This window comes from Paenibacillus sp. FSL W8-0194 (assembly GCF_037969745.1).
In the GTDB taxonomy this organism is placed as follows: domain Bacteria; phylum Bacillota; class Bacilli; order Paenibacillales; family Paenibacillaceae; genus Paenibacillus_AQ; species Paenibacillus_AQ cookii.
The window spans coordinates 2,917,605-2,940,369 of the sequence record NZ_CP150205.1; the positions used below are offsets into that span (position 1 = coordinate 2,917,605).

Genomic DNA, 22,765 nt, shown 5'->3' on the forward strand with positions numbered 1-22,765 from the left:
CGTTAAGGCAGATGTAGTCGTGGAACCTGGATGCATTTGCTATGTAAAGGGTAAAACAGCAAGGTTATCGAGTGCTTTTGGCGGATACAACATCAAATTTGGAGCATTTTTGGATTAATTTGAAGTGGTTCATCCGGAAAGACGAGTTTAACAAACAACACATAACATCATGAAACAACCCTATTTATAACCAAATGTAAGCGCAATCAATTATGTGTAAAAAAACATCCTCTGAACTCAAAGGAATGCAAATTTGGATTTTTTGTGAACCTGTTTTGATTTTTTTCATCATAATACAGGCTGATTTGGATTGTCAAACCTTATTTTTGGATATTGTTGGCGCAATATTTGGATTTAGATGTATAAAAAGGGCACAAAAAAACCTGACACGGCATTCGTATCAGGGTCATGCTTGGTGAATCGGAGCGGGAACGGCTTTATTCCTCCGGTCGTCGGACGAAATTCGAAGATTCACGGATCATGAGCCGGCAGGGCAAAAGGATTTTCGGCAGCGCCGGGTAATCGCCGTCCAAATAATCCATCATGAATTGGGCCGCCGCTTTTCCGATTTCGTATTTAGGGACATGGACGGAGGTCAGAGGCGGATTCGTGTACTGGGCAAACGAGATGTCGTCCATTCCGACAAAAGCGATGTCCTGGGGAATCCGCGCTTTTTGCTCCACGACGGCGCGCATCGCCGGGATGGCCAGCATGTCGCTCGCGCAAAACATGGCCGTCGGCCATTCGCCTTTCGGGCGGTTGACGAGCAGGTCGGTGAGCATGCTGTAACTTAAATCCACGTTCCAGTTGGTGTTGATGATCCAATCCTCCGGCATGGAAAGGCCGGCTTCCATCATCGCGAATTTATATCCGATAAAACGTTCGTCGTTGTCCATTTTCCTCGAATAAGCCGGACCTCCGATGAAGCCGATGCGGCGGTGTCCTTGGTCGATGAGGTGGCGGACCGCGGTTCTTGCCGAAAAAATGCGGTCGCAATCGACGACCGGCACCGTCAAGCGTTCATCGTTTAAGCTCACGCCCAGTACGGCCACCTTTTCTCTTTCGAGCTGTTCGATGAGCGCCTGGTCGTACCAGCTGATGATGACAACGCCCCGGATGCTATTTTCCTTTACGAGGATTCGGATCTGCTCCGCATCGCTTACTTCGTCCAGCGTCCGTACGATCGCCGGGGGATGGCCGAGCTCGTTCATCCGGTCATGGAATCCGGCGAGCACCTCGCTGAAATACGGATGGTTTTCGATCAGCGGCTGCGGCACGACGCAGGCGATCCGTTTATCGGAAACGCTTCCCTGCTTGCCGGAGTCAAGCTCTTCCTGTAGCGGGTATCCGAGCTCCTGGGCTGCTTCGCGGATTTTTCGCTTGGTTTCTTCGTTGACCGGCCTGCTGGTGTCGTTGCTGATGGCGCGGGATACCGTCGAAATGGAGACGCCGACGCGTTCCGCGATATCTTTTAGTTTCGCCAAAGCTCCCCTCTCCTCTCTCTTATCTTTTTGGAGCCAAAAAATCCTCTCGTTAGATCATATCATAATCCGCTTTGCGGAAAGATGCAAAATTCGATCGAAAAAACGGTTTTCGTAACCGTATGTAAACAGGCTCATTTTTCAGTTTGACTGACCGCCTCCCTTAAAAAACAAAAAAAACCGCAGTGGCCACAAACCGCTGCAGGTTTTTTTATTGGTGCAAACGCCGATCGGCGGATGATTTATAAATCCATGATCTTATTCTTCGAATTCGACGTTGTGATACACGTGCTGCACGTCATCCAAATCTTCAAGCGCATCGATCATTTTTTCGAATTGCGGCAGAACGTCTGCCGGAAGCGTCAAATGGTTTTGTGCCAGCATCGTGATTTCGGCAACGGTAAACTCCGTAATGCCCGCAGCCTGGAATGCCCCTTGTACCGCCTGGAATTGGTCCGGCTCGGCGTATACGATCACCGCTTCGTCTTCTTGCACGATATCGCGCACGTCGACGTCCGCTTCCATCAGCAGCTCAAGCACTTCCTCTTCCGTTTTGCCATCGACGCCGATCACGGCCGTTTGATCGAACATATACGCAACGGAGCCGCTCACGCCGAGGTTGCCGCCGTTTTTGCTGAATGCGGCACGGACTTCGGAAGCCGTGCGGTTGACGTTGTTGGTCAAAGCGTCGACGATGACCATCGAACCGTTCGGTCCGAAGCCCTCGTAACGAAGCTCGTCATAGACTTCATCGGAGTTTCCTCTTGCCTTTTCCAGCGCGCGGTCGATAATGGCTTTCGGCACATTATACGTTTTGGCGCGTTCCAAAACGACCTTCAGCGCGCGGTTGGATTCGGGATCCGGTTCGCCCTGCTTGGCGACGACGTAAATCTCGCGCCCGAATTTGGCGTATATACGGCTTGTATTTGCGTCTTTCGAAGCTTTCTTTTCTTTGATATTATTCCACTTACGACCCATGCTTTTCCGCTCTCTTTCGCTATTGATTCTGACTTCGGTCTAATAAATACACTGATATATTATAGCTTGAATTCGGCGGATGAACAAGTTTTACCCATGATGCAGCACTAATATCGCAAGAGAACGGGCATGGAAACGGGATTGTCGAAGCGAATGTCGATTCCTGCTTTTTGCTGCAACATCCCCATGAGTAAGTTGCTTCATTGGCCATTGAGCAATACTAGTTTACATAACATATTTGCGGTTAACTTATAGTGATGACACCATAACGTTTATTAAGAAATTATATCGTGATCAACTGTTGGAATCGTCAAAATGTATAGGAAATCGTAGTTTTATATCATTGTAGATCCCCAAAATATGGTTTATTTTAATAGTACAAATACTATTTATTGGCAATTATAACTTTAACCGCGTTAATAATTCGATATTATGATATTTTCGGTCCCGCCTTATTTCTCTCGCGAATCGTGACGGTTTTTCAATCATTCGGTAAGTTCTCGCCATCTTCAAAATGTAACCGCTTTAATTAATCGGTATAGACTCATTTATTGAGTTTATATACATTCGACATCCATGTTGGCGCTGTCCGTATTTCTCTTCATTCATGACAAGGGGGTGTTGCGACTCACCAACGGTTTCAAGTTATTTTTTTTAATGTTGGTTTGCTGCTTGCGTTCGAAAAAAATTTGAGAGGAGAATTTCAATGACAACGCTTCGTTTGCCGAACCACAGGTTTATGAAATGGCTGCTTGCCGGAGGGATGCTATTCGTAATGACCGCCCTCATGCTTCTGATCGCCGACCGCGCTTCCGCCCACGGTTATGTAGAATCTCCTGCCAGCCGTGCTTATCTTTGCAAAACGGGGGCAAATACCAATTGCGGGGCGATTCAGTACGAGCCTCAAAGCCTTGAAGCAAAAAAAGGATTTCCCGAGGCGGGACCTGCAGACGGCAAAATCGCCAGCGCGAACGGCGCTTTTCCGGAATTGGACCAACAGTCCGCCACGCGCTGGACGAAAGTTAGCATGACCCCGGGCACTAAAACGTTCACTTGGAATTTGTCGGCCCGACATGCCACGACAAGCTGGAAATATTACATTACGAAACAAAACTGGAATCCAAACGCCACGTTGACTCGCGATTCCTTCGACCTGACTCCGTTCTGCTCCGTTGGCTACGGCGGCAAACAGCCTCCGGGCTCCTATTCGGATACGTGTACGGTGCCGAACAGAACCGGTTACCAAGTCATTCTCGCGGTGTGGGAAATCGCGGACACGGCCAACGCGTTCTACAACGTCATTGACGTAGACTTTGGCGGCGGAGGTAATCCTGCTGATACGACGCCTCCAAGCGCGCCTTCCAATCTCGCCGTTTCCAACATTTCCAGCTCGGGCGCCACGCTTGCCTGGGGAGCCGCATCCGATAACGTCGGCGTAACGGGCTACAAAGTTTACAACGGTTCCACGTTGGTGACGACAACAAACGCTTCCGCTACGAGCTATAACGTTACGGGACTTGCGCCTAACACCTCTTATACATTCACCGTTAAAGCCGTGGATGCCGCAGGCAACGAATCCGCTGCCAGCAATCCGGTAACGTTCACGACATCCGCTCTCCCTCCGGCCGATACGCAAGCCCCGACAGCGCCTACCGGCCTTCAGGTGAACGGAACGCCGACTTCCTCTTCGGTGTCCTTGTCCTGGAATGCGGCAACCGATAACGTCGGCGTAACCGGATATCGTATTTACAAAGGGACTGCCCTTGCCGGATCCGTTTCCGGAACGACGCTGAACTACACCGTTACCGGTCTGAATCCGGACACCGCGTATACGTTCACCGTTCGGGCGATAGATGCCGCAGGCAACGAATCCGCGAGCAGCAATGCCGTAACGGCGACGACCGCTCAAGGACCGGCAGTCGCACCCTGGGCTCCAAACGTGGCTTATACGCCAGGAACCCTCGTGACTTACAATGGTCAGACGTATGAATGCCGTCAAGCGCACACGTCGCTCGTTGGATGGGAGCCAACGAACGTCCCGGCGCTCTGGCTTCTGAAATAACCAGAGGTCAAAAAACTGGAGATTTCTACTTCACTCTCGTAAAAACTTCCGTATAGTGATAGATATGCCGCCTGCTAGATGATATGACTCACTTAGAAAGTTTTTCATTGCATAGGAAGTTTTGCGGTTCGATGAAAATAAGGAAGAAGCTGCGTTTTCTCAGTAACTTGGACTGAGAAGCGCAGCTTCTTTCACATTTTTGGCTCTGCATTCCTATACGCAGGATCGCTCATGATGCGGACAAGTTCGGGCTGTTCGGTTTTTCCTTCGGGAGATACCGTCCGGCAATGGCTACGGCCAGGCATAACGCGCAGCAGATCCCGAACAGGATCCGGATGGAAACTCCATGGCTCTCCTGAACCTGTGCATGACTTCCCATGGTGCCTACAAACACCGTAGCCAATCCGATGCCGACGATTTGGCCGAGATAGCGGACAAGCGCCAGCAGGCTGCCGGCGAGGCTGCTTTTTTCGGCCGGTGCTGCGCTCATGACTTCGGCGTTGTTCGTGGCATGAAACAATCCCGTGCCGATGCCGAAAACGGCCAAATGCAGACCGATGCTCCATGCCGGAACCGTCGGCAAGAACATGACGGATAACATGGATGCGGAGCACAACGCCGCTCCGGCAAGGATCGGAAAACTTCCGCCGTAACGGTCCCTGAACCAGCCGGCAAAAGGAGCCACGACACCCATGACAAGTGGCTGCAGCATCAAAAGCGCGCCGGTGGCCGAAGCGGAGAAGCCGATCTCGCTTTGCAAATAAAACGTAACCGGGATGAGCGTCGCCGTTTGCGCCAAGTTTATGATGAACGAAGACGTATTCCCCAGCCATACCTTCCTGTGTCTGAACAATTCGCGATCGATGATGCCGTAGTCGATTTTTTGCGCTTGGAAGACTAGGGCGCATAACAGAAGAATACCGAGTGCTCCCTCCAGCCATATATTCAGGGCGTCTGCGCCATCCTTGGCGCCTTCGGCCGCCAGCATCAGCAAGCAAACCCCGCCTCCTAGCAGAAAGGTTCCGACGTAGTCGAACGGGCTTTTGCCGGCGGCGTCCCCGCCGCGGGGAAACCAGCGAAAACCGAGCCAGCACGCCGCGGCCGAAATCGGCACGTTGATCCAAAACAGCCATGTCCAGTCCACCACTTCCAGCAGCAGTCCGCCGAGGGCGGGGCCGGCCAACGTTCCCGCGGAGATTACGATGGCATTGTATCCGAGCGCTCTCCCCCGTTCATGGTCGGGAAACGCATGCCTTACCATCGCTTGACTGTTGGCCATGATCATGGTTGCGCCGATCCCTTGAAGGCATCTGGAAAGCAAAAGAAGCATAAAGCTATGAGACACAGCGATGCAAAACGATCCGACCCCGAATATCAGGAACCCGTAACTATACACCTTCCTTCGTTCCATGCGGTCCGACATTTTCCCAAAGAAGGGGAGCAATACGACCATGGTGAGCAGATATGCCGTCGCCACCCATTGGATCTGCGCAAGCGTTACCGAGAATTGCCGCGCCATCAACGGCAGCGATACGTTCACGATGCCTACATCGAGGGTCGATATCAAGGTTCCCATATTCACGACCTGCAATATTCCCCATTTATTTCGTAGACCGGACATCGATTCATTCCTTTCGAAGTGAATTGGCATGAAGTACAATGGTAGTAAGCAAGGAAAAAGGAAGATATTTCATGCTTGCCCCTATTTTACTTTCCTGCTCCCTGCTTGAAAAGCCGTCATTTTCCGGCCATGGCCGGGCACTGACTGCGTTTGCGTCCTATTTTGCATCCTATTGACGATAAAGGAGGACTTAGGTATGGAACCGTTTTCGAGTGATTTGCTGAAGGGGAAAGTCGTGTTGGTTACAGGGGGCGGAACCGGGCTTGGCCGCGCCATGGGCGAAAAGTTTGCAAAGCTCGGAGCCAGGCTGGCGATCGCCGGCCGCCGGGAAGAGGTGTTGAAGGAAACGGCTGCCGGGCTGAAAGCTAACGGGTTTGATGTTTTTTACAAGTCCTGCGATGTTCGGGATCCCGCCCAAATCAGCACGTTGATGGACGCCGTCGAGGAGCGCTTCGGAGGACTGGACGTCCTTGTCAATAACGCTGCCGGCAATTTTATCAGCCCGACGGAGCGCCTGTCTCCGCGTGCCGTCGACGCGGTGCTGGGCATCGTGCTTCACGGTACCTTCTATGCGACGCTTGAAGCAGGAAAACGCTGGATTGAGAGCAACCGTGCGGGCACCATGCTGAACATCGTTACGACGTATGCCACGAGCGGTTCCGGCTATGTCGTGCCTTCGGCGGCCGCCAAAGCCGGTGTGCTGGCGATCACCCGCTCTCTGGCCGTCGAATGGGCCAAATACGGCATCAGGCAGGTCGCAATCGCTCCGGGACCTTTTCCGACGGAAGGGGCATGGTCGCGGCTTTCCCCTACGCCTGAGCTGGAAGCGAAAATGCTGGACAGGGTCCCTCTAGGACGAGTGGGAAATCCGGAAGAACTCGCGAATCTGGCCGCGTTCCTGATATCCGATTATGCCGGGTATATCAACGGGGAAGTGATCACGATCGATGGCGGGGAATGGCTGCAGGGAGCCGGACAGTTCAACGACCTTCGACAAGTAACGGAGGAGCAGTGGGACGTACTGGCCCAACTGACCCGGAAAGGAAAATAAGATGCGTACGACCGAACAGATGATGGATCTCATTTTGCATGTCGCCAATCAGGATGAACGGGTCCGTGCCGTTTGCATGAACGGTTCGCGCACCAATCCGAATGCCCCGGCCGATCCGTTCCAGGATTACGACATCGTGTATCTCGTCACCGAACTGGATTCCTTTGTTCGCAATCCCGGATGGGTGGATGTATTCGGGGAGCGGATCATTATGCAAACGCCGGAAAAGATGACCATGTTTCCGCCCGGGCTCGGCGGAAGGTTCACTTATTTGATGCTTTTTCAGGATGGAAACCGCATTGATCTCACCCTGGTTCCCATCCATGAACAGGAAACATATCTTCAGGAGGATAAACTGACCGTTGTTTTGCTCGACAAAGACCGTTCTTTGCCGCAGCTTCAGCCGCCTAGCGATGAAGATTACCGGGTAAAGCCGCCGTCGCGCGAGTTTTTCGCCGACTGCTGCAACGAGTTTTGGTGGGTATCCACTTATGTCGCCAAAGGGCTGTGGAGACAAGAAATGCTGTATGCCCAGGACCATTTGCATCAAATCGTTCGTCCTATGCTGATGAAAATGCTCGAATGGCAGGCCGGAATCCGGACGGATTTCTTAATCAGCATTGGCAAAAACGGCAAATATCTCGAAAAATACATGTCCAAACAAAGCTGGGACGAACTGATGTCTACATATGCCAGCAGAAATGAAGAAGAAACCTGGAACGCGCTGTTTACGATGTGCCGGTTGTTCCGCGATAGCGCGCTTTTCGTATCCGACCATTTTGGATTCGAATATCCTGAACGGGACGATCGGCTTGTGACCGCCTATTTGGAACGCGTCCGCACGCTGCCGTCCGATGCGGTCGAAATTTATTAATTCATATCGTTATTTATATAATATTGTCGGTATTTATCACATTAACGATTAATGTCATGAATAATAATTCGACAACGGTAAAAGCCCAATTTTCTGAGAAAACCTCAAGAAATTGGGCTTGTTTTGATGGCTATTTTTAATACTGTTTCAGAACCTCTTGGAGCTTCAGCGCCAATCCCAGCTTGCCGTCAATCTTCAGCGAGCCGGTCATGAACGCCATCGTTGCATTCAAATCGTCCGCGAGCAATTTCCGGAAATTTTTCTCCGATAGCGTCAATGTGCAATCCGCCGTTTCCGTCGCCTCGTCCAGCACCTTTACTTTAGCGTTGTCGAAAGCGACCTGGATCGGGGCGGCGTCGCCAATGTTGAACTGATATACCGCGTAAAGCGATGCGATCGGCTCCGGCTTAGCGTTCATCCGGTCCGCGAGCAACCGCAGCTCCTCTCTTATAGCCATACGATGCCTCCTCACTTTCAATGGTTCGCAGAAATCGGTTTTTCGAGTACCCGAAAGGTTCCCGTGCCGAATGCAAGCAGATCGCCGTTTTCTTTGCGCGCGAACGCTTGAGCGGTGATCAGTTTGCGCGAGCTGTGGATCAATTCCGCCGTGACAAGCACCCTTCCTTCGGACGTCGGCGCGACATAGTTCATGTTCAAACCGACGGTGACGACGTTTGCTTCCGGCCGTGCAAGCATCACGATGATTCCCATGGCGGAATCGATGGCCGATGCGTGCATCCCTCCATGCAAAATCCCGATCAGGTTCAGGTGATGCGGCTCGATCTCGAAGGCCACGACAACTTTCTTTTCGCTCACGTCAACGATTTTGCAGCCGATAAAATCCCAGAACGTATCTTTTGCCGCACGCTCCATACGTTCCAGATCGGGAAGTTTACCGCCGGATGCATGCTCCATGTGCCATACCTCCCTTGCTGTTCAAATTTGGGGCCTCTTTGGTGGTTAGTCCTTTTGGACCTTTCTTACAAAGTTACAAGTCCACCCGGGATTGGTTGACGAGTTTTTCGTTTTCCTCTTCAATCAGCTTGCGGCGAAGCACTTTGCCCACCAGCGTCTTGGGCAGGGAGTCGCGGAATTCATAGATTTTCGGAACTTTATAGACCGCTAGACGTTCCTTGCACCAGCTTTTCAGCTCCTTTTCCGTCACGTTCGAACCTTTGCGCAGCACGATGTAAGCCTTTACATTTTCGCCCCGGTACGGGTCCTTCACGCCGGCGACGACGGCCTCCTCCACGTCGGGATGCTCAAACAGCACTTCCTCCACCTCGCGGGGATAAATGTTGTATCCGCCAGCGATGATCATGTCTTTGCGCCGGTCGAGAATATAAAAGTAACCTTCTTCATCCATGCGCGCCAAATCGCCGGTATACAGCCATCCGTCGCGCAGCGTGCGCTCGGTCTCCTCCGGCCGGTTCCAGTAGCCTTTCATGACTTGGGGACCTTTGACCACTAGCTCGCCGATTTCGCCGACCGGCATTTCTTCGCCCGTCTCGGGATGTACGATTTTCGCCAGCGTATCCGGGAAAGGAATGCCGATGGAGCCGTTCTTCCGTTTTTCCCATATGTTGTTGGCATGCGTGACCGGGGAAGCCTCGGTCAGACCGTAACCTTCGATCAGTTTGCCGCCGGTAATCCGCTCGAACCGCTCCTGCACTTCAAGCGGCAACGGCGCGGCTCCGCTGACGCAAATTTGGATCGATGAAAGATCGAACCGGCCGACCTCGGGATGATGGATTACCGCGATATACATCGTCGGCGCCCCCGGGAAAATGGTCGGTTTTTTCTTGTGGATCGTCTTCAGGACATCATCGATTTGAAAACGCGGGATTAAGATCAGCGTACCGGCAATATACATGGCTTGGTTAAGCAGCACGGTCAAGCCGAAGACGTGAAAAAAAGGCAGCGCGGCAAGGTATTTTTCCTGGGCCATTTGGGTGCGGTATGACCACAGCTGCGCCTGGATCGTATTGGATACGAGGTTCATATGCGTCAGCATGACGCCTTTGGCAAATCCGGTCGTCCCCCCGGTATATTGAATCAAAGCCAGGTCATGCTCCGGATCAACGGGAACTTCTACCGGCGTTTCAACGGAGTTTTTCAAAAGCGAAACGAACGATAATATGTGCTCGTTGTATTCGACGTTGGCAGCCATCCCGTCTTTTTTGGCCTTGATGGGATACAGCACGTTTTTCGGAAAAGGCAGGTAGTCCTTCATCGAAGTTACGATGGTATATTGCAGCGGTTTGCGCTCCATCGCTTTATGGACGCGCTCGACCAGCGCATCCATCGTGACGATGATGTTGGCGCCGGAATCCGTCAGCTGATGCTCGATCTCTCGCGGGACATACAGCGGATTCGTCATGACCGCAATACCGCCGACAAGGAGTGTGCCGTAATAGGCAATCACTCCCTGCGGACAGTTGGGCAGCATAATTGCGATCCGGTCCCCTTTGCGAACGCCCAGACGCTGCAGGGCGTTCGCAAACCGGTAAACCGATTGAAGCAAGCTTGCATATGTCATTTTCTTCCCTAGAAAATCAAGAGCGATTTGCTGGGGATAGGCTGCGGCTGAATCGACCAAAAACTTGGCAAGGTTTTGTTTCGGATAATCGTAACTGTGCGGGACCTCTTCAGGATATTGATCCAACCATGGATTATTTGTCATCCAGGTCACCCCATCTCACGTAATTGAGGTTTTGCCATAATCAGACAACGCGAAATTCGTATTAAGAAAAAACGTTGACCGCTGTGCTCTCACTGCAGACAGACTGGTTCAGCTGATTTTGGCGAGCACGGGATGCTTATGCCGAGAAGGATTATTCTCTTCTCATCCATTTACAACACATAGGATCCGGCGTCGATCACCCGTTCGGCGATTTCGCGTTTGATGCCGATCGAATCAATCGGCGATTTGCGAACCAGTTTCTTCAGCACGGACAGCTGCGTGCGCAGCGTGTCTCCGGATTCCATCGCCGCGAGCACCTCTTTCGCCCATTGCTCGATTTTCGCAAATTCGTCGTGGATGAAGACCGTCGTCATCCGGATCGCCAGCTGCGCTTTGTCCTCGCCCGAACGATCGATCATCTTCTGGGTGCGGAGCAGCGCGCTTTCCATCGCAAACACCGAAATCATGATATCCGCCAGGTTGCTCAAAATTTCCTGCTGTTCCTCCAGCTTCAATTGATATTTTTGAACGGCTTGCGCGCCGCACATCAGGAAGATCTTTTTGGACATTTTCAGCAAATGAGCTTCCTGTTCGAGCGTGCCGTCAAAAATCTGGTTCGGGATCGGTTCCATCAGCTCATTTTGCAGCGCCATCGCTTTTTGCATGAGCGGCAGCTGGCCTTTCATCGCTTTTTTCACCAATGCGCCGGGGATGAGCAGACGGTTGATTTCGTTCGTGCCTTCGAAAATTCGGTTAATGCGCGAATCGCGATAGTTGCGCTCCACCCGGTATTCTTGGGTAAAACCGTAGCCGCCGTGGATTTGCACGCCTTCATCGACGATAAAATCAAGCACTTCGGATCCGAATACTTTGTTGATGGAGCATTCCAGCTGGTATTCGGCAATGGCCTTGGCGGATTGATAACCGACCTCCGGGCTTGCGTGGTCCACTTCGGCCAAACCCACGTCGAACAGACCTGCCGTCCGGTAAACCATGCTTTCGAGTACAAAAGCTTTGGTGTTCATGTCGGCGAGTTTTTTGCCGATCAGCGGGAAGGAGGAAATTTTGCGTCCGAACTGGGTCCGTTCATTGGCATATTCGGCGGCGAGCTCGATCGTGTCTTTCGCTGCGCCGACGCACCCTGCAGCCAGTTTGAAACGTCCGATGTTCAAAATGTTGAATGCGATCAGATGGCCTTTGCCGACTTCCCAGAGCAGGTTTTCGGCAGGGACCTTCACATCCTCCAAAATGAGCTGGCAGGTCGAAGAGCCTTTAATCCCCATCTTTTTCTCTTCGGGGCCGATACTGACGCCTTCCATCGTGCGTTCGACGATGAACGTGCTGAAATCCTTGCCGTCCACTTTGGCGTAGACGATAAAGATGTCCGCAAATCCGGCATTCGTAATAAACTGCTTCGTGCCGTTCAATACATAATATTCGCCGTCCTCCGATAATGTGGCAGTCGTCTTGGCTCCGAGCGCGTCCGAACCGGAAGACGGTTCCGTCAGGCAGTAAGCGGCAATCTTTTCGCCGGTGGCGAGAAGCGGCAAATATTTTTGCTTTTGCTCCTCCGTGCCGAAGTAGACGATCGGCAGCGTGCCGATGCCGACGTGCGCGCCGATCGAAAGGGCAAAGGCAGAGGCTTTCGTCAGCTTTTCGTTGATCAGGGTCGAGCTGACCTTATCCAGGCCGAGCCCCCCGTAAGCTTCGGGCACATCCGCGCCCAAAAGGCCGAGCTCGCCGGCCACCCGCATTTTTTCCACCGTCAGCTCATAATTGAGCTTTTCGATTTCCTCGTCGCGGGGAATGATCTCGCCTTCCACGAAATCGGCCGTCGTCTGCGCAATCATGCGATGCTCTTCGGTAAAATCCTCCGGGGTAACGACTTGGTTGAAATCGGTATCTTCAATGATAAAACTGCCGCCAACCACTTTATTCATCGTCGTGCTCATGCGCTTTCCTCTCCTTTATTATCATTATTCGGGATGGACTTCAAAAACGCCTGCGGCGCCCATGCCGCCGCCGATACACATCGATACGACGCCGTATCCCCCGCCCCTGCGGCGAAGCTCGCTGATCAGCGTCGTCGTCAGCTTCGTCCCGGTGCACCCGAGCGGGTGGCCCAGCGCGATGGCGCCGCCGTTGACGTTCACCTTCTCCTCGTCGATGCCCAGCTCGCGGATAATGTGCACGCATTGGGAAGCAAAAGCTTCATTGATTTCAAAGAGTGTTACGTCGTCTTGCGTAATGCCTGCCATGCGGAGCGCCTTCGGGATCGCTTTGACCGGGCCGACGCCCATTATTTCCGGCTCGACGCCGCTGAGGGCAAAGGAGCGGAAAGTCGCCAGCGGTTTGAGTCCCAGCGCGTCCGCTTTCTCCCGGCTCATGACGACGACGGCGGCGGCCCCGTCGCTTGTTTGCGAAGCATTGCCCGCAGTGACGGTGCCGTTCAATTTAAACGAAGGCTTGAGTTTGCCAAGAACTTCGGGGGTCGTGTCGGGACGCACGCCTTCATCCGTGTCGAACGTAAAGGAACGGGTCTGGACTTTTCCTTTCTCATCGACGTGTTTCAGCTCAACCTGAATCGGGATGATTTCATCCCGGAATTTCCCTTCCGCGATCGCCTTGGCTGCCTTTGCATGCGATCTGGCGGCAAAGCGGTCCTGATCTTCGCGGGAAATTCCGAACCGTTCGGCCACTTCCTCGGCGGTATGCCCCATCCCCATGTATACCTCAGGCATGTCGGCCACCAGCTTCGGATTCGGCGACACTTTGAATCCCGTCATCGGCACATGGCTCATGCTTTCCACGCCGCCCGCGATCAGCACATCCGCAGACCCGAGCATAATCCGCTCCGCCGCAAAAGCGATCGCCTGCAGCCCCGAGGAGCAGAAACGGTTAATGGTCAGGGCGGGCACCGTCACCGGAAAACCGGCATAAAGCGACATGATACGGGCAAAATTCAAGCCCTGTTCCCCTTCCGGCATGGCGCAGCCGATAATGATGTCCTCGACGTCTTCCTTAAGCAGCCCCGGTGCGCGGTCAACGACCGCCTCCAACACGGCTTTTCCGAGATCATCCGCCCGGGTCTGGGCCAGGCTGCCTTTTTTGGCTTTTCCGACGGCGGTGCGGGCCATCGATACGATTACTGCTTCTTTCATTTGGATTCACCCTCCCCTGGGATGTTAGTTGCGCAGCGCTTTGCCTTTGGTCAGCATGTGGTGCATCCGCTGCTGGGTTTTCGGTTCGCCGCACAGGCTGAGGAACGCTTCGCGCTCCAGGTCAAGCATGTACTGCTCGGTGACGAGCGAACCGGCCGGAACGTCGCCGCCAGCCAGCACATGGGCCAGCTTTTTAGCGATCAACAGATCGTGGTCGCTGATATATCCGCCGCGTTTCATCTCGATCGCTCCGAGCTGCAGCACCGCTTTGCCTTCCGAACCGACGACACGGATTTTTTCTTCCGGAATCGGCTTATAGTCCGTATTCGCAAGTCCGAGCACCGATTGCTTCGCTTCGTAGATCGCAAAGTCCTGATTGACGACGATCCGGTCGGTCGGGCGCAAATAACCGAGCCTTTTCGCATCATGCCCGCTGCTGGACACGGTGGCCATGCCGACAGTCTGGAACGCGTGATTGATGAACGGCTGCACATCGACGCCTTCGACGCCGGCATGTTGGCTGGCGCGCAGCGCAAGCTCCTTGCATCCGCCTCCCGCAGGGATCAGGCCGACGCCGACTTCCACGAGTCCGTAATAGGTTTCGGCGGAAGCCACCACCTGGTCGGCCGGCATGCAGGCTTCGACGCCGCCGCCCAGGCACATCCGGTGCGGAGCGGCCACGACCGGTTTTTCGAAGCGTTTGACTTTGTACATCGTGTTTTGGAATAGATGGATAATGTCGTTGATTTCATCCCATTCTTCGTCCTGGGCTTCCATCAAGAGGAGCATGATGTTCGCGCCGACGCAGAAATTGCGGCCTTGGTTGGCGATGACCATGCCCTTGTAGTTGTTGCGGACCTCTTCAAGGCTTTGGGTGATCATGCTTAGAATGTCCTCGCCGATGGCATTGTTCGGCGAATGGAATTCGAGGCAGGCCACGTCGTCTCCGATATCGATCAGGCTGGCGCCGCTGTTGGCTTTGATCACTTTGTTCTGCTCTTTCAACCGGCGCAGGTTGATGATTTCGGGCGCAAACTCGATTTCTTCATACCGGGAGGAGCCGATGCGGACGGAATACAGCTTTCCTTCCTCCTGCTTGTAAAAAGAGGTGTGCCCCGCCGCGATCCACTCCTTCACCCAGGCCGGAACGGAAACGCCTTCCGCCTCCATCCGTTCCACCGACCGGACGAGTCCGATCGCATCCCAGGTTTCGAACGGTCCGAGCTCCCATGAAAATCCCCATTTCATCGCGTCGTCGATTTCCTGCACGGAGTCCGCGATTTCGCCGACCTTTTCCGCGGAATAAACCAGCACTTGCTTCAGAATGTTCCAAGCCAGATCGGAATAGCGGTCTTTGGCCGACAGCAGCGCTTTGGTCTTCTCCTTGGCGCCCTTTGCGAGCTTGGCGGCTTCCAGCGAGGCTCCTTTGGGTTTCGTCTGCGGCGCGTATTCCATCGTCTTCAGATCCAGGGCGAGAATTTCGCTGCCGCCGGCCCCTTTTTTCTTCAAATAAAAGCCCTGCCCGGATTTTTCGCCGAGCCAGCCCTTTTCGACCAGGCTCTTCATGACGGCGGGGACGTCAAAGATTTCTTTTTCCTTTTCGTCCGTTACGTTGTCATAGACGTTGTTCGCGACATGCACGAACGTATCCAGACCGACCAGATCCAGCGTGCGGAAGGTAGCGCTTTTCGGACGCCCCATCGCCGGGCCGGTGACGGCATCGACCTCTTCCACGGTAAAACCGTTGTCTGTCATTTCCTTCAGCGTCACAAGCAGCCCATAGGTTCCGATGCGGTTGGCGATAAAGTTCGGCGTATCTTTGGCGAGCACGACGCCTTTGCCGAGCACCTTTTCGCAAAATCCCTTCATAAAGTCCACAAGCGCCGGATCCGTTTGCTCGCCGGGGATGATTTCCAGCAGCTTCATGTATCTTGGCGGATTGAAGAAGTGCGTTCCCATAAAATGCTTCTTGAACGCTTCGCTCCGGTCCGCCGCCATTGCGTTGATCGAGATGCCGGAAGTATTGGAGCTGACGATGATGCCCGGCTTCCACACGCTTTCGATTTTTTCAAGCAATCCCTTTTTCACTTCCAGATTTTCGACCACGACCTCGATGATCCAATCGACCTCGGCAAGCCGGGACAGATGGTCGTCCAGGTTGCCCGGCGTGATGCGTTCGGCGAACGCAGGGTCGTAAAGTGGAGTTGGCTTCGTCTTGGCCAGCTTCGCGATCGCCGAAGCCGCAAGCCGGTTTCGAACCGACGGATGTTCCAGGGTCAATCCTTTGGCGGTCTCTTCTTCGGTCAACTGCCGCGGAACGATATCCAGCAATAAGCACGGGATGCCGACGTTGGCCAGATGTGCCGCGATGCCGGAACCCATGATTCCCGAGCCGATGACGGCTGCTTTGCGAATGGCTTTGTTCATTGTGCGCTTGCCTCCATTTCTAGTCCTTTATTGTGAGCGGGATGGCCGCCGAATACGGAAAGTTCCAATATTTCCGCGACATCCTTCGCTTTCACACGCTCTTCGACTTCCTTCGCTTTGGTCCCGTCCTCCATCATCGTCAGGCAGTAAGGGCACGCGCTGCTGATGATGCCCGGGTTCGTTTCGAGCGCCTGCTCCGTCCGCGCCAAGTTGACGCGTTTGCCGGAGGTCTCCTCCATCCACATCATCCCGCCGCCGGCGCCGCAGCACATCGCGTTTTCGCGGGTGCGCTTCATTTCGACGAGCTCGACGCCCGGAATCGCCCGGAGCACGTCGCGGGGCTGGTCGTAAACGTCGTTGTAGCGCCCGAGGTAACAGGAGTCGTGATACACGATGCGCTCCTTGACCTCATGTTTCGGCTTCAGCTTGCCTTGGCGGATCAATTGATCCAGAAGCTGCGTATGGTGAAGCACCTCCACGCCTTCCAGCCCGAATTCCGGGTATTCGTTTTTGAAGGTGTTGAAGGTGTGCGGGCACGCGGTCACGATTTTTTGGACGCCGTATTTTTCGAACGTCGCGATATTTTCCATGCAAAGCTGCTGAAAAAGCATTTCATTGCCCATGCGGCGCGGCGTGTCGCCCGAATTTTTCTCCTCGTTGCCGAGGATGGCGTAATTGACGCCCGCTTCATTCAGCAGCCGGACGAAAGCTCTGGACACTTTTCGGCTGCGGAGATCATAAGACCCCATGGAACCGACGAAAAACAAATATTCGAAACCGGGGTTATCCTTGACGGTAGGCACCTTTATGCCTTCCACTTCCCCGCTCCAGTTGGCGCGGTCGTTGCGATTGAGCCCCCACGGATTGCTTTGCCTCTCGATATTCTGCAGCGCGCGTTGGCCTTCGGTCGGCATGCTGCCTTCCATCAGCACCAGATGTCTGCGCAAATCGATGATTTTGTCCACATGCTCGTTGCCGACGGGACATTGGTCTTCGCAGTTGCGGCACGTCGTGCACGACCAGATTTCTTCTTCCGTCATGACGTCGCCGATCAGGTTCAAGTCCTTCGGATCTTTGGCTTGATGCGTCCAAGTCGATTTTTGCCAGGCCAGGGTCGGACGGATATCCGTGATCTCGGCGCCGTCAAATTCGGGTTCTCCGCAAGAGGCAGACAACGCGTGTGCACCGATGGTCGAAAAAGCGAATTCGGGCACGTAAGGCGATTTTCCGGTAATGGCAGTCCCTTTTTCCGTTAAATGGTCGCGCAGCTTGACGATCAGATGCATCGGGGACAGCGCTTTGCCGGTATTGGATGCCGGGCAGACGCTCGTGCAGCGGCCGCATTCAACGCAAGCGTAAAAGTCGATCATCTGCTTTTGCGTGAAATCTTCGATTTTGCCGACGCCGAAGCTTTCCGCTTCTTCGTCTTCCAGATCGAGCTTGCTGAGTTTGCCGACCGGCTCGGAGCGGCCGAGATAAATGTTGACCGGTGCGGACATCAAATGAAAATGTTTGGATTGCGGCACATAAACAAGGAATGCGAGCAAAATGAGCAGATGCGCCCACCAGCATGCGTAGAATAGGATTTGGGCAGCCGACGTGGATAGTCCGCCGAAAAGCGCTGCCAGCAGCGAAGATATGGGCGCGTATCCCGAGGGCTCCTGTTCAAGCCATACTCTTTCGAAACCCAGGGAAAAAACGACCGACAACATGAGGAAGAAAATAAAGAAGATGACGATGCTCGGCTTCCAGCCTTTTTTGAGTCGCGGCAGCTTCTCGCCGTACCGGCGGTAAGCCGCGTAACCGATGGCCGCCAAAATGAGGATGACGGTTATCTCCTGCAGCAGCCCGAACACGTCGTAAGCCGGCAGCGGCAGATGGCCTCCGCCTGTCAAACCTTTGACGATCAAATCCAGGGCGCCGAATTGAAGAATGATGAAGCCGTAAAAGACGACGACGTGCATGATGCCGCTTTTCATGTCTTTAAACAGCTTCTTCTGCCCGAATACCTGCGACAGGAATTCGCCCCATTTTCCTTCGCGCTGCTTGCGAAAGTCGGACGGCTTGCCGAGCTTCACGTACAGGATCCGGTGGTATACCGCTTTGTAAAAGAGGTAGATGCCGTAACCTGCCGCAGCGAGAAACAAGATCAAATTGACCATTTGCCACATCATTCGCGGTTCCTCCCTTTATTGATATAAAAGGCATTAAATAACTTATTTACTATAGATAGCGGTTACAAAATGTGACATTGCCGAAACATGGCAGTAACGGTTGCGACGTAAATGAAGGCTTTCCCTTAACCAACCTGCCGCAAAACCTTTACAACAAATCTTGTCTTAAACGATTGACAACTGGCATCCTTTACCATTAAGATTAAGAAAAATGAATGAGCATTCATTCAGTTAATTGAATTCTATCACTGGGGTGGCCTGATGACAAGTAGAAAATTGGAAAAATATGAGTTAATTTTGGACGCGGCTTTAAAGGTCATTGCGGAGAACGGTTTTCACGGCTCCCAAATTTCCAAGATCGCAAAGGAGGCTGGTGTCGCGGACGGTACGATATATCTATATTTTAAAAACAAGGAAGATATCCTTATTTCCCTGTTTCAGGAACGCCTCGGCAACCTGGTCGGGATGTTCCACAGCAGCATCAAGGAATCGACTACGGCGGAGGACGCGCTACGCAAGGTGTGCGAAATCCATTTTAACGAACTCGAAAATAACGTGAACCTCGCCTATGTCACCCAAATCGAGCTGAGACAAAGCTCCCTTGAGCTGCGCAAGGCCATCGGACTTGTCGTCAAGCCCTACATTCAGCTCATCGAGCATATTGTGGAAAGAGGCATGGCGGAGGGAGCCTTCCGCAAGGACCTCGACGCGAAGCTGACGCGGCTGCTGATCTTCGGCGCCATGGACGAAGTCGTCACCTCCTGGCTGATCTCGGGACGGAAATACTCCCTCTCCGCCCAGGTCGACAAGACGGTTGAGTTTTTTCTGAGAGGACTAAAATCATTCGGCGGCGTTTAACGCCTGCCAATTTAAAATGAGAGGAGTTTGCCGCATGAATATCTTTGTACTGCTGAAACAGACCTTTGATACGGAGGAACGTATCGTCATTCAAAATGGGGAAATTTCCGACGACGGCGTGAAGTACGTCATCAATCCTTACGATGAATATGCCGTTGAGGAAGCGCTGCTGCAAAGGGATCAACACGGAGGAACGGTAACCGTGGTCGGCGTCGGGCCCGACCGGACGGCCGAGGCGCTGCGAACGGCGCTGGCGATGGGAGCGGACGAAGCGGTGTTGATCGGAAACGACGGCTTGGAGACGGATGAATATACGGTTTCCCGCCTCCTTGCGGCTTACCTGGAAAAACAGTCTGTGGACCTGATTCTTGGAGGCAACTTCTCGGTCGACAGCGGTGGCGGACAGGTCGCGGTCCGGCTGGCCGAGCTGCTTGGCCTTCCGCATACCTCCTCCATCACCAAATTGTCCATCGACGGGCAGAAGGCGGCCGTGGAGCGCGATGCCGAAGGCGACACGGAAACGCTGGAAGTCGCTCTTCCCGCCGTGTTTACGGCCCAGCAAGGGCTCAATGATCCGCGTTACCCTTCCCTGCCGGGCATCATGAAAGCCAAAAAGAAGCCATTCCATCATATCACGCCTGCCGAGCTGGGGATCACGGACGAGGCGGCGGCAAAAACGAAACGCGTCTCCCTTTCCCTGCCGCCGCAGCGCCAAGCCGGACGGATTCTCCAAGGCGATTACGCCCAGCAGGCGGCCGAACTGGTCAATCTGCTGCGCACCGAAGCCAAGCTGATCTAAGGCTGTTGGCGAGCAAAAAAACTGCCCAATTGGGGCAATAAGCATTTGCTGTATGGTTTTAACCGTTAAAGGAGGAATCTGATATGGGTAAAACGTATATCGTGGTAGCCGAGGTTCGCGGGGGCAGCCTGCGCCAAGTTTCGCTGGAAGCGCTTCAAGCTGTATCCGCCGCCAAGCAGGAAGGGGACGACGTCGCGTCCGTCCTCATTGGATCGCAAATAACAACGCTTGCGTCGGAGCTGGCAAATTACGTGGAAGGTCATGTCTATTCCGTCGATCATCCCGATCTTGAAATTTATAATCCGGAAAGTTATCTGGACGTGATGAAGACCGTTTTTGAACGCGCGAAGCCGGATGCGGTCGTTTTAGGGCATACCGCGCTCGGACGCGATCTGGCTCCAGCCATTGCGGCGCATCTGGGCGCAGGGCAAATCTCCGACGTGACCGCCATCGAAAAAAACGGCGACGACGTCTTGTTCACCCGGCCGATTTACGCAGGCAAAGCTTTCGAGCAGCGGCAATTTACGGGCGGTCCGCAGGTCGTTACGATCCGTCCGAACAATTTCAGCCCGGCTGTGCCCGCGTCCTCGCCCGCTGAAATCGTCGAATTGGATTATGCGCCGTCCGGTTCCCTCCGCTCCATCGTCAAGGATATCGTCCGCAAAACCTCGGGCAAAGTCGATCTGACCGAAGCCAAAATCGTCGTTTCCGGCGGCCGCGGCGTCAAAAGCGCGGAAGGCTTCAAGCCGCTGGAAGAACTGGCCGAGGTATTGCACGGCGCCGTCGGCGCCTCCCGTGCCGCATGCGATGCCGGATACTGCGACTATTCGATGCAAATCGGCCAGACCGGCAAAGTGGTGACGCCCGAAATCTACATCGCCTGCGGCATCAGCGGCGCGATTCAGCATTTGGCCGGCATGAGCCAGTCCCGGATCATCATCGCGATCAACAAAGATCCGGAAGCGCCGATCTTCAAGATCGCGGATTACGGCATCGTCGGCGATCTGTTCGAGGTTGTGCCGCTGCTTACCCAAGAGTTCCGCAAGGTGCTGGTTTAATCCGAATATTCGCGAAAAAGCATGGAAACGGGTTCGTTGAAAGACGGACCGTTCCCATGTTTTTTTACTGCCCGTCTATAACGATCCCGCAGCAACAAAATCAGCCTCCCCTGCGTCTACGGATAGAGAAAAGCAGGCGTAAAGCGAGGTGAAAAAACCATGAAAAATACGTCTCTGCTCCTTTTGTCAATCATCATCGCTTCGGCCGTGCTGGCAAGCTGCCATGTGATTTCAAAAGGAACCGCCCTCCCTACGGCCCCCTCGACGCCCAAACAGGAGTTACCGTCTTCCAATGGGTTACCGTCTTCCAATGGCATCGCCGCAGGCCGTTTGGAAGGAAAGATCAAGATCGGCGTGGCAGGATCAAGCGTCAAAGCGACGTACACCTTCCACAACCAAACGGAACGTCGCTTGCACATCGTAGGCGGCGCAAAATATACGCTTTGGAAAGACGACGCCCTCGTGGAAAAAGGCGCGGTTCCGATCAAGGACTACATCGATCTCGCGCAAGGAGAAGCTTATACGGACGCCAAAACGTTCAAAAATCTAAAATCGGGAACGTATTCGCTTCGGGTGGAATGGAGTGACGCGACCGCCGTCGCAACGTTCACTTTGAAATGATGATGAATATGATTGAACCTAACGAAAAACAACCGGGTTGGCCGTTCGGCCAGCACCGGTTGTTTGTTTTTAAACCTCTTGATAGGCAAACACGAATTTTTCGATCACCTTCGCGACGCCGTCGTTCATGTTGGAGTCCGTCACGTAATCGGCGGCTTCCTTGATTTCGTCCCGGGCGTTGCCCATGGCGACGCCGAGGCCGGCAAAACGGATCATCGGCAGATCGTTCGAGCTGTCGCCCATGGCGATCACTTCCTCCTGCTTGATGCCCAGGCGGCCGATCAGTTGATGCAGGCTCGTCCCCTTATCGACGCCCGCTTCGGTGAATTCCAGGAAAAACGGCTTGGAGCGCATGACGCTGAGTTCGCCGGCCAATTGCCGCTGCAATTTTTTCTCCGCTTCCGCCACCTTGCCGGGATCTCCGACCATCAACGTTTTGACGACCGGCTCTTGAACGGTTTCCACGAAGCTTGCCGTTTCTTGAATACGCATCCCGGTCAGGCCGGATTCGATCTCGACGTATTCGTTGCTTTGCTCCGTGATGATATGATCCTTGCCGTAAGTCAAGATGGACAGCCCTTCTTCTTGGCTGATGCGGTACAGTCTTTGTACCGTTTCGACGGACAATGTGCTGCTGAAAATCTCTTCTTCCGTCCGGCAATCGGTAATTTTTGCGCCGTTAAACGATAAAATGTAGCTCCCGAACTTCTCCAGCTCGAGCTCCTTGGCGATCGGCTTCATCCCGAAAGTCGGACGCCCGGATGCCAGCACCACTTTTACCCCTTCTTTCTGCGCGGCCATCAACGCCTCCTTCGTGCGGGGCGAAATGGTCAGGTCGTCGCGGAGGAGCGTATCGTCCAGGTCCAAAACGATCATTTTGTATTTCATGTTGGCAACATCCTTTTTATATGTGATAG

Annotated in this window: 18 protein-coding genes; 7 read left to right on the forward strand and 11 right to left on the reverse strand. The window is 53.6% G+C overall.

Annotation, left to right across the window (positions count from 1 at the left end):
- Positions 1-437: 437 nt before the first annotated feature.
- A complete protein-coding gene (locus MKY58_RS13145) occupies positions 438-1,484 on the reverse strand; it encodes a LacI family DNA-binding transcriptional regulator (protein ID WP_339324919.1) in 1,047 nt (348 codons plus the stop codon).
- A gap of 255 nt (positions 1,485-1,739) precedes the next feature.
- Complete coding sequence (locus tag MKY58_RS13150) at positions 1,740-2,459, reverse strand: YebC/PmpR family DNA-binding transcriptional regulator (RefSeq protein ID WP_339324920.1); 720 nt, start codon at positions 2,457-2,459, stop codon at positions 1,740-1,742.
- Positions 2,460-3,165: 706 nt separating this feature from the next.
- Between MKY58_RS13150 and MKY58_RS13155 the strand changes: the two genes are divergently transcribed.
- Positions 3,166-4,521 carry a lytic polysaccharide monooxygenase gene (locus MKY58_RS13155; protein ID WP_339324921.1) on the forward strand — a complete coding sequence of 452 codons (1,356 nt, stop codon included), beginning with the start codon at positions 3,166-3,168 and terminating at the stop codon, positions 4,519-4,521.
- A 229-nt stretch (positions 4,522-4,750) separates the two neighbouring features.
- Here the strand turns inward: MKY58_RS13155 and MKY58_RS13160 are convergent, their stop codons facing one another.
- Positions 4,751-6,172, reverse strand: a complete 1,422-nt coding sequence (locus tag MKY58_RS13160; RefSeq protein WP_339324922.1) for an MFS transporter — start codon at positions 6,170-6,172, stop codon at positions 4,751-4,753.
- Between the two features lie 166 nt (positions 6,173-6,338).
- Between MKY58_RS13160 and MKY58_RS13165 the strand changes: the two genes are divergently transcribed.
- Both MKY58_RS13165 and MKY58_RS13170 read left to right on the forward strand, forming a co-directional pair.
- Positions 6,339-7,193 carry an SDR family oxidoreductase gene (locus tag MKY58_RS13165; RefSeq protein WP_339324923.1) on the forward strand — a complete coding sequence of 285 codons (855 nt, stop codon included), beginning with the start codon at positions 6,339-6,341 and terminating at the stop codon, positions 7,191-7,193.
- Between the two features lies 1 nt (position 7,194).
- Complete coding sequence (locus MKY58_RS13170; RefSeq protein WP_339324924.1) at positions 7,195-8,067, forward strand: aminoglycoside 6-adenylyltransferase; 873 nt, start codon at positions 7,195-7,197, stop codon at positions 8,065-8,067.
- 136 nt (positions 8,068-8,203) lie between these two features.
- Here the strand turns inward: MKY58_RS13170 and MKY58_RS13175 are convergent, their stop codons facing one another.
- From MKY58_RS13175 to MKY58_RS13205, 7 genes are all read right to left on the reverse strand, one after another.
- Positions 8,204-8,524 (reverse strand): SCP2 sterol-binding domain-containing protein, encoded by a 321-nt coding sequence (locus tag MKY58_RS13175; RefSeq protein ID WP_339324925.1) that lies wholly within the window; start codon positions 8,522-8,524, stop codon positions 8,204-8,206.
- Between the two features lie 17 nt (positions 8,525-8,541).
- Complete coding sequence (locus MKY58_RS13180; RefSeq protein ID WP_036709721.1) at positions 8,542-8,982, reverse strand: PaaI family thioesterase; 441 nt, start codon at positions 8,980-8,982, stop codon at positions 8,542-8,544.
- A gap of 73 nt (positions 8,983-9,055) precedes the next feature.
- The gene (locus MKY58_RS13185; protein WP_339324926.1) at positions 9,056-10,750 is read right to left on the reverse strand and encodes an AMP-binding protein; all 1,695 of its coding nucleotides are present in this window, start codon (positions 10,748-10,750) and stop codon (positions 9,056-9,058) included.
- Between the two features lie 170 nt (positions 10,751-10,920).
- The gene (locus MKY58_RS13190; protein ID WP_339324927.1) at positions 10,921-12,702 is read right to left on the reverse strand and encodes an acyl-CoA dehydrogenase family protein; all 1,782 of its coding nucleotides are present in this window, start codon (positions 12,700-12,702) and stop codon (positions 10,921-10,923) included.
- A 24-nt stretch (positions 12,703-12,726) separates the two neighbouring features.
- Complete coding sequence (locus MKY58_RS13195; RefSeq protein WP_339324928.1) at positions 12,727-13,911, reverse strand: acetyl-CoA C-acetyltransferase; 1,185 nt, start codon at positions 13,909-13,911, stop codon at positions 12,727-12,729.
- A gap of 24 nt (positions 13,912-13,935) precedes the next feature.
- Positions 13,936-16,338 carry a 3-hydroxyacyl-CoA dehydrogenase/enoyl-CoA hydratase family protein gene (locus MKY58_RS13200; protein ID WP_339324929.1) on the reverse strand — a complete coding sequence of 801 codons (2,403 nt, stop codon included), beginning with the start codon at positions 16,336-16,338 and terminating at the stop codon, positions 13,936-13,938.
- The gene (locus MKY58_RS13205; protein ID WP_339324930.1) at positions 16,335-18,512 is read right to left on the reverse strand and encodes a heterodisulfide reductase-related iron-sulfur binding cluster; all 2,178 of its coding nucleotides are present in this window, start codon (positions 18,510-18,512) and stop codon (positions 16,335-16,337) included. Before MKY58_RS13205 ends, MKY58_RS13200 begins: the two co-directional genes overlap by 4 nt.
- A 261-nt stretch (positions 18,513-18,773) precedes the next feature.
- On the opposite strand from MKY58_RS13205, the gene MKY58_RS13210 reads away from it, so the two are divergent.
- The 4 genes from MKY58_RS13210 to MKY58_RS13225 all read left to right on the forward strand — a co-directional run bounded on the left by MKY58_RS13210 (position 18,774) and on the right by MKY58_RS13225 (position 21,848).
- Positions 18,774-19,370 (forward strand): TetR/AcrR family transcriptional regulator, encoded by a 597-nt coding sequence (locus tag MKY58_RS13210; protein WP_339324931.1) that lies wholly within the window; start codon positions 18,774-18,776, stop codon positions 19,368-19,370.
- Positions 19,371-19,404: 34 nt separating this feature from the next.
- Positions 19,405-20,169, forward strand: coding sequence for an electron transfer flavoprotein subunit beta/FixA family protein (locus MKY58_RS13215; protein WP_339324932.1), 765 nt, complete (start codon positions 19,405-19,407; stop codon positions 20,167-20,169).
- 83 nt (positions 20,170-20,252) lie between these two features.
- Positions 20,253-21,227 (forward strand): electron transfer flavoprotein subunit alpha/FixB family protein, encoded by a 975-nt coding sequence (locus tag MKY58_RS13220; RefSeq protein WP_339324933.1) that lies wholly within the window; start codon positions 20,253-20,255, stop codon positions 21,225-21,227.
- 159 nt (positions 21,228-21,386) lie between these two features.
- Entirely contained in the window at positions 21,387-21,848 is a 462-nt protein-coding gene (locus MKY58_RS13225) for a hypothetical protein (protein WP_339324934.1), read from the forward strand.
- Positions 21,849-21,917: 69 nt separating this feature from the next.
- On the opposite strand, the gene MKY58_RS13230 is transcribed toward MKY58_RS13225, so the two are convergent.
- Positions 21,918-22,736: a Cof-type HAD-IIB family hydrolase gene (locus MKY58_RS13230; protein ID WP_339324935.1), complete on the reverse strand. Its 819-nt coding sequence runs from the start codon at positions 22,734-22,736 to the stop codon at positions 21,918-21,920.
- Between the last annotated feature and the right edge of the window lie 29 nt (positions 22,737-22,765).

Excerpts from the sequence above, each read along its gene's own strand:
- MKY58_RS13200 (WP_339324929.1), bottom strand. The coding sequence starts at position 16,338 with ATGAACAAAGCCATTCGCAAAGCAGCCGTCATCGGCTCGGGAATCATG.
- MKY58_RS13215 (WP_339324932.1), top strand. The coding sequence starts at position 19,405 with ATGAATATCTTTGTACTGCTGAAACAGACCTTTGATACGGAGGAACGT.
- MKY58_RS13190 (WP_339324927.1), bottom strand. The coding sequence starts at position 12,702 with ATGAGCACGACGATGAATAAAGTGGTTGGCGGCAGTTTTATCATTGAA.
- MKY58_RS13155 (WP_339324921.1), top strand. The coding sequence starts at position 3,166 with ATGACAACGCTTCGTTTGCCGAACCACAGGTTTATGAAATGGCTGCTT.
- MKY58_RS13205 (WP_339324930.1), bottom strand. The coding sequence starts at position 18,512 with ATGATGTGGCAAATGGTCAATTTGATCTTGTTTCTCGCTGCGGCAGGT.
- MKY58_RS13195 (WP_339324928.1), bottom strand. The coding sequence starts at position 13,911 with ATGAAAGAAGCAGTAATCGTATCGATGGCCCGCACCGCCGTCGGAAAA.
- MKY58_RS13225 (WP_339324934.1), top strand. The coding sequence starts at position 21,387 with ATGAAAAATACGTCTCTGCTCCTTTTGTCAATCATCATCGCTTCGGCC.
- MKY58_RS13160 (WP_339324922.1), bottom strand. The coding sequence starts at position 6,172 with ATGCCAATTCACTTCGAAAGGAATGAATCGATGTCCGGTCTACGAAAT.
- MKY58_RS13180 (WP_036709721.1), bottom strand. The coding sequence starts at position 8,982 with ATGGAGCATGCATCCGGCGGTAAACTTCCCGATCTGGAACGTATGGAG.
- MKY58_RS13170 (WP_339324924.1), top strand. The coding sequence starts at position 7,195 with ATGCGTACGACCGAACAGATGATGGATCTCATTTTGCATGTCGCCAAT.
- MKY58_RS13150 (WP_339324920.1), bottom strand. The coding sequence starts at position 2,459 with ATGGGTCGTAAGTGGAATAATATCAAAGAAAAGAAAGCTTCGAAAGAC.
- MKY58_RS13210 (WP_339324931.1), top strand. The coding sequence starts at position 18,774 with ATGACAAGTAGAAAATTGGAAAAATATGAGTTAATTTTGGACGCGGCT.
- MKY58_RS13165 (WP_339324923.1), top strand. The coding sequence starts at position 6,339 with ATGGAACCGTTTTCGAGTGATTTGCTGAAGGGGAAAGTCGTGTTGGTT.
- MKY58_RS13220 (WP_339324933.1), top strand. The coding sequence starts at position 20,253 with ATGGGTAAAACGTATATCGTGGTAGCCGAGGTTCGCGGGGGCAGCCTG.
- MKY58_RS13175 (WP_339324925.1), bottom strand. The coding sequence starts at position 8,524 with ATGGCTATAAGAGAGGAGCTGCGGTTGCTCGCGGACCGGATGAACGCT.
- MKY58_RS13185 (WP_339324926.1), bottom strand. The coding sequence starts at position 10,750 with ATGACAAATAATCCATGGTTGGATCAATATCCTGAAGAGGTCCCGCAC.
- MKY58_RS13230 (WP_339324935.1), bottom strand. The coding sequence starts at position 22,736 with ATGAAATACAAAATGATCGTTTTGGACCTGGACGATACGCTCCTCCGC.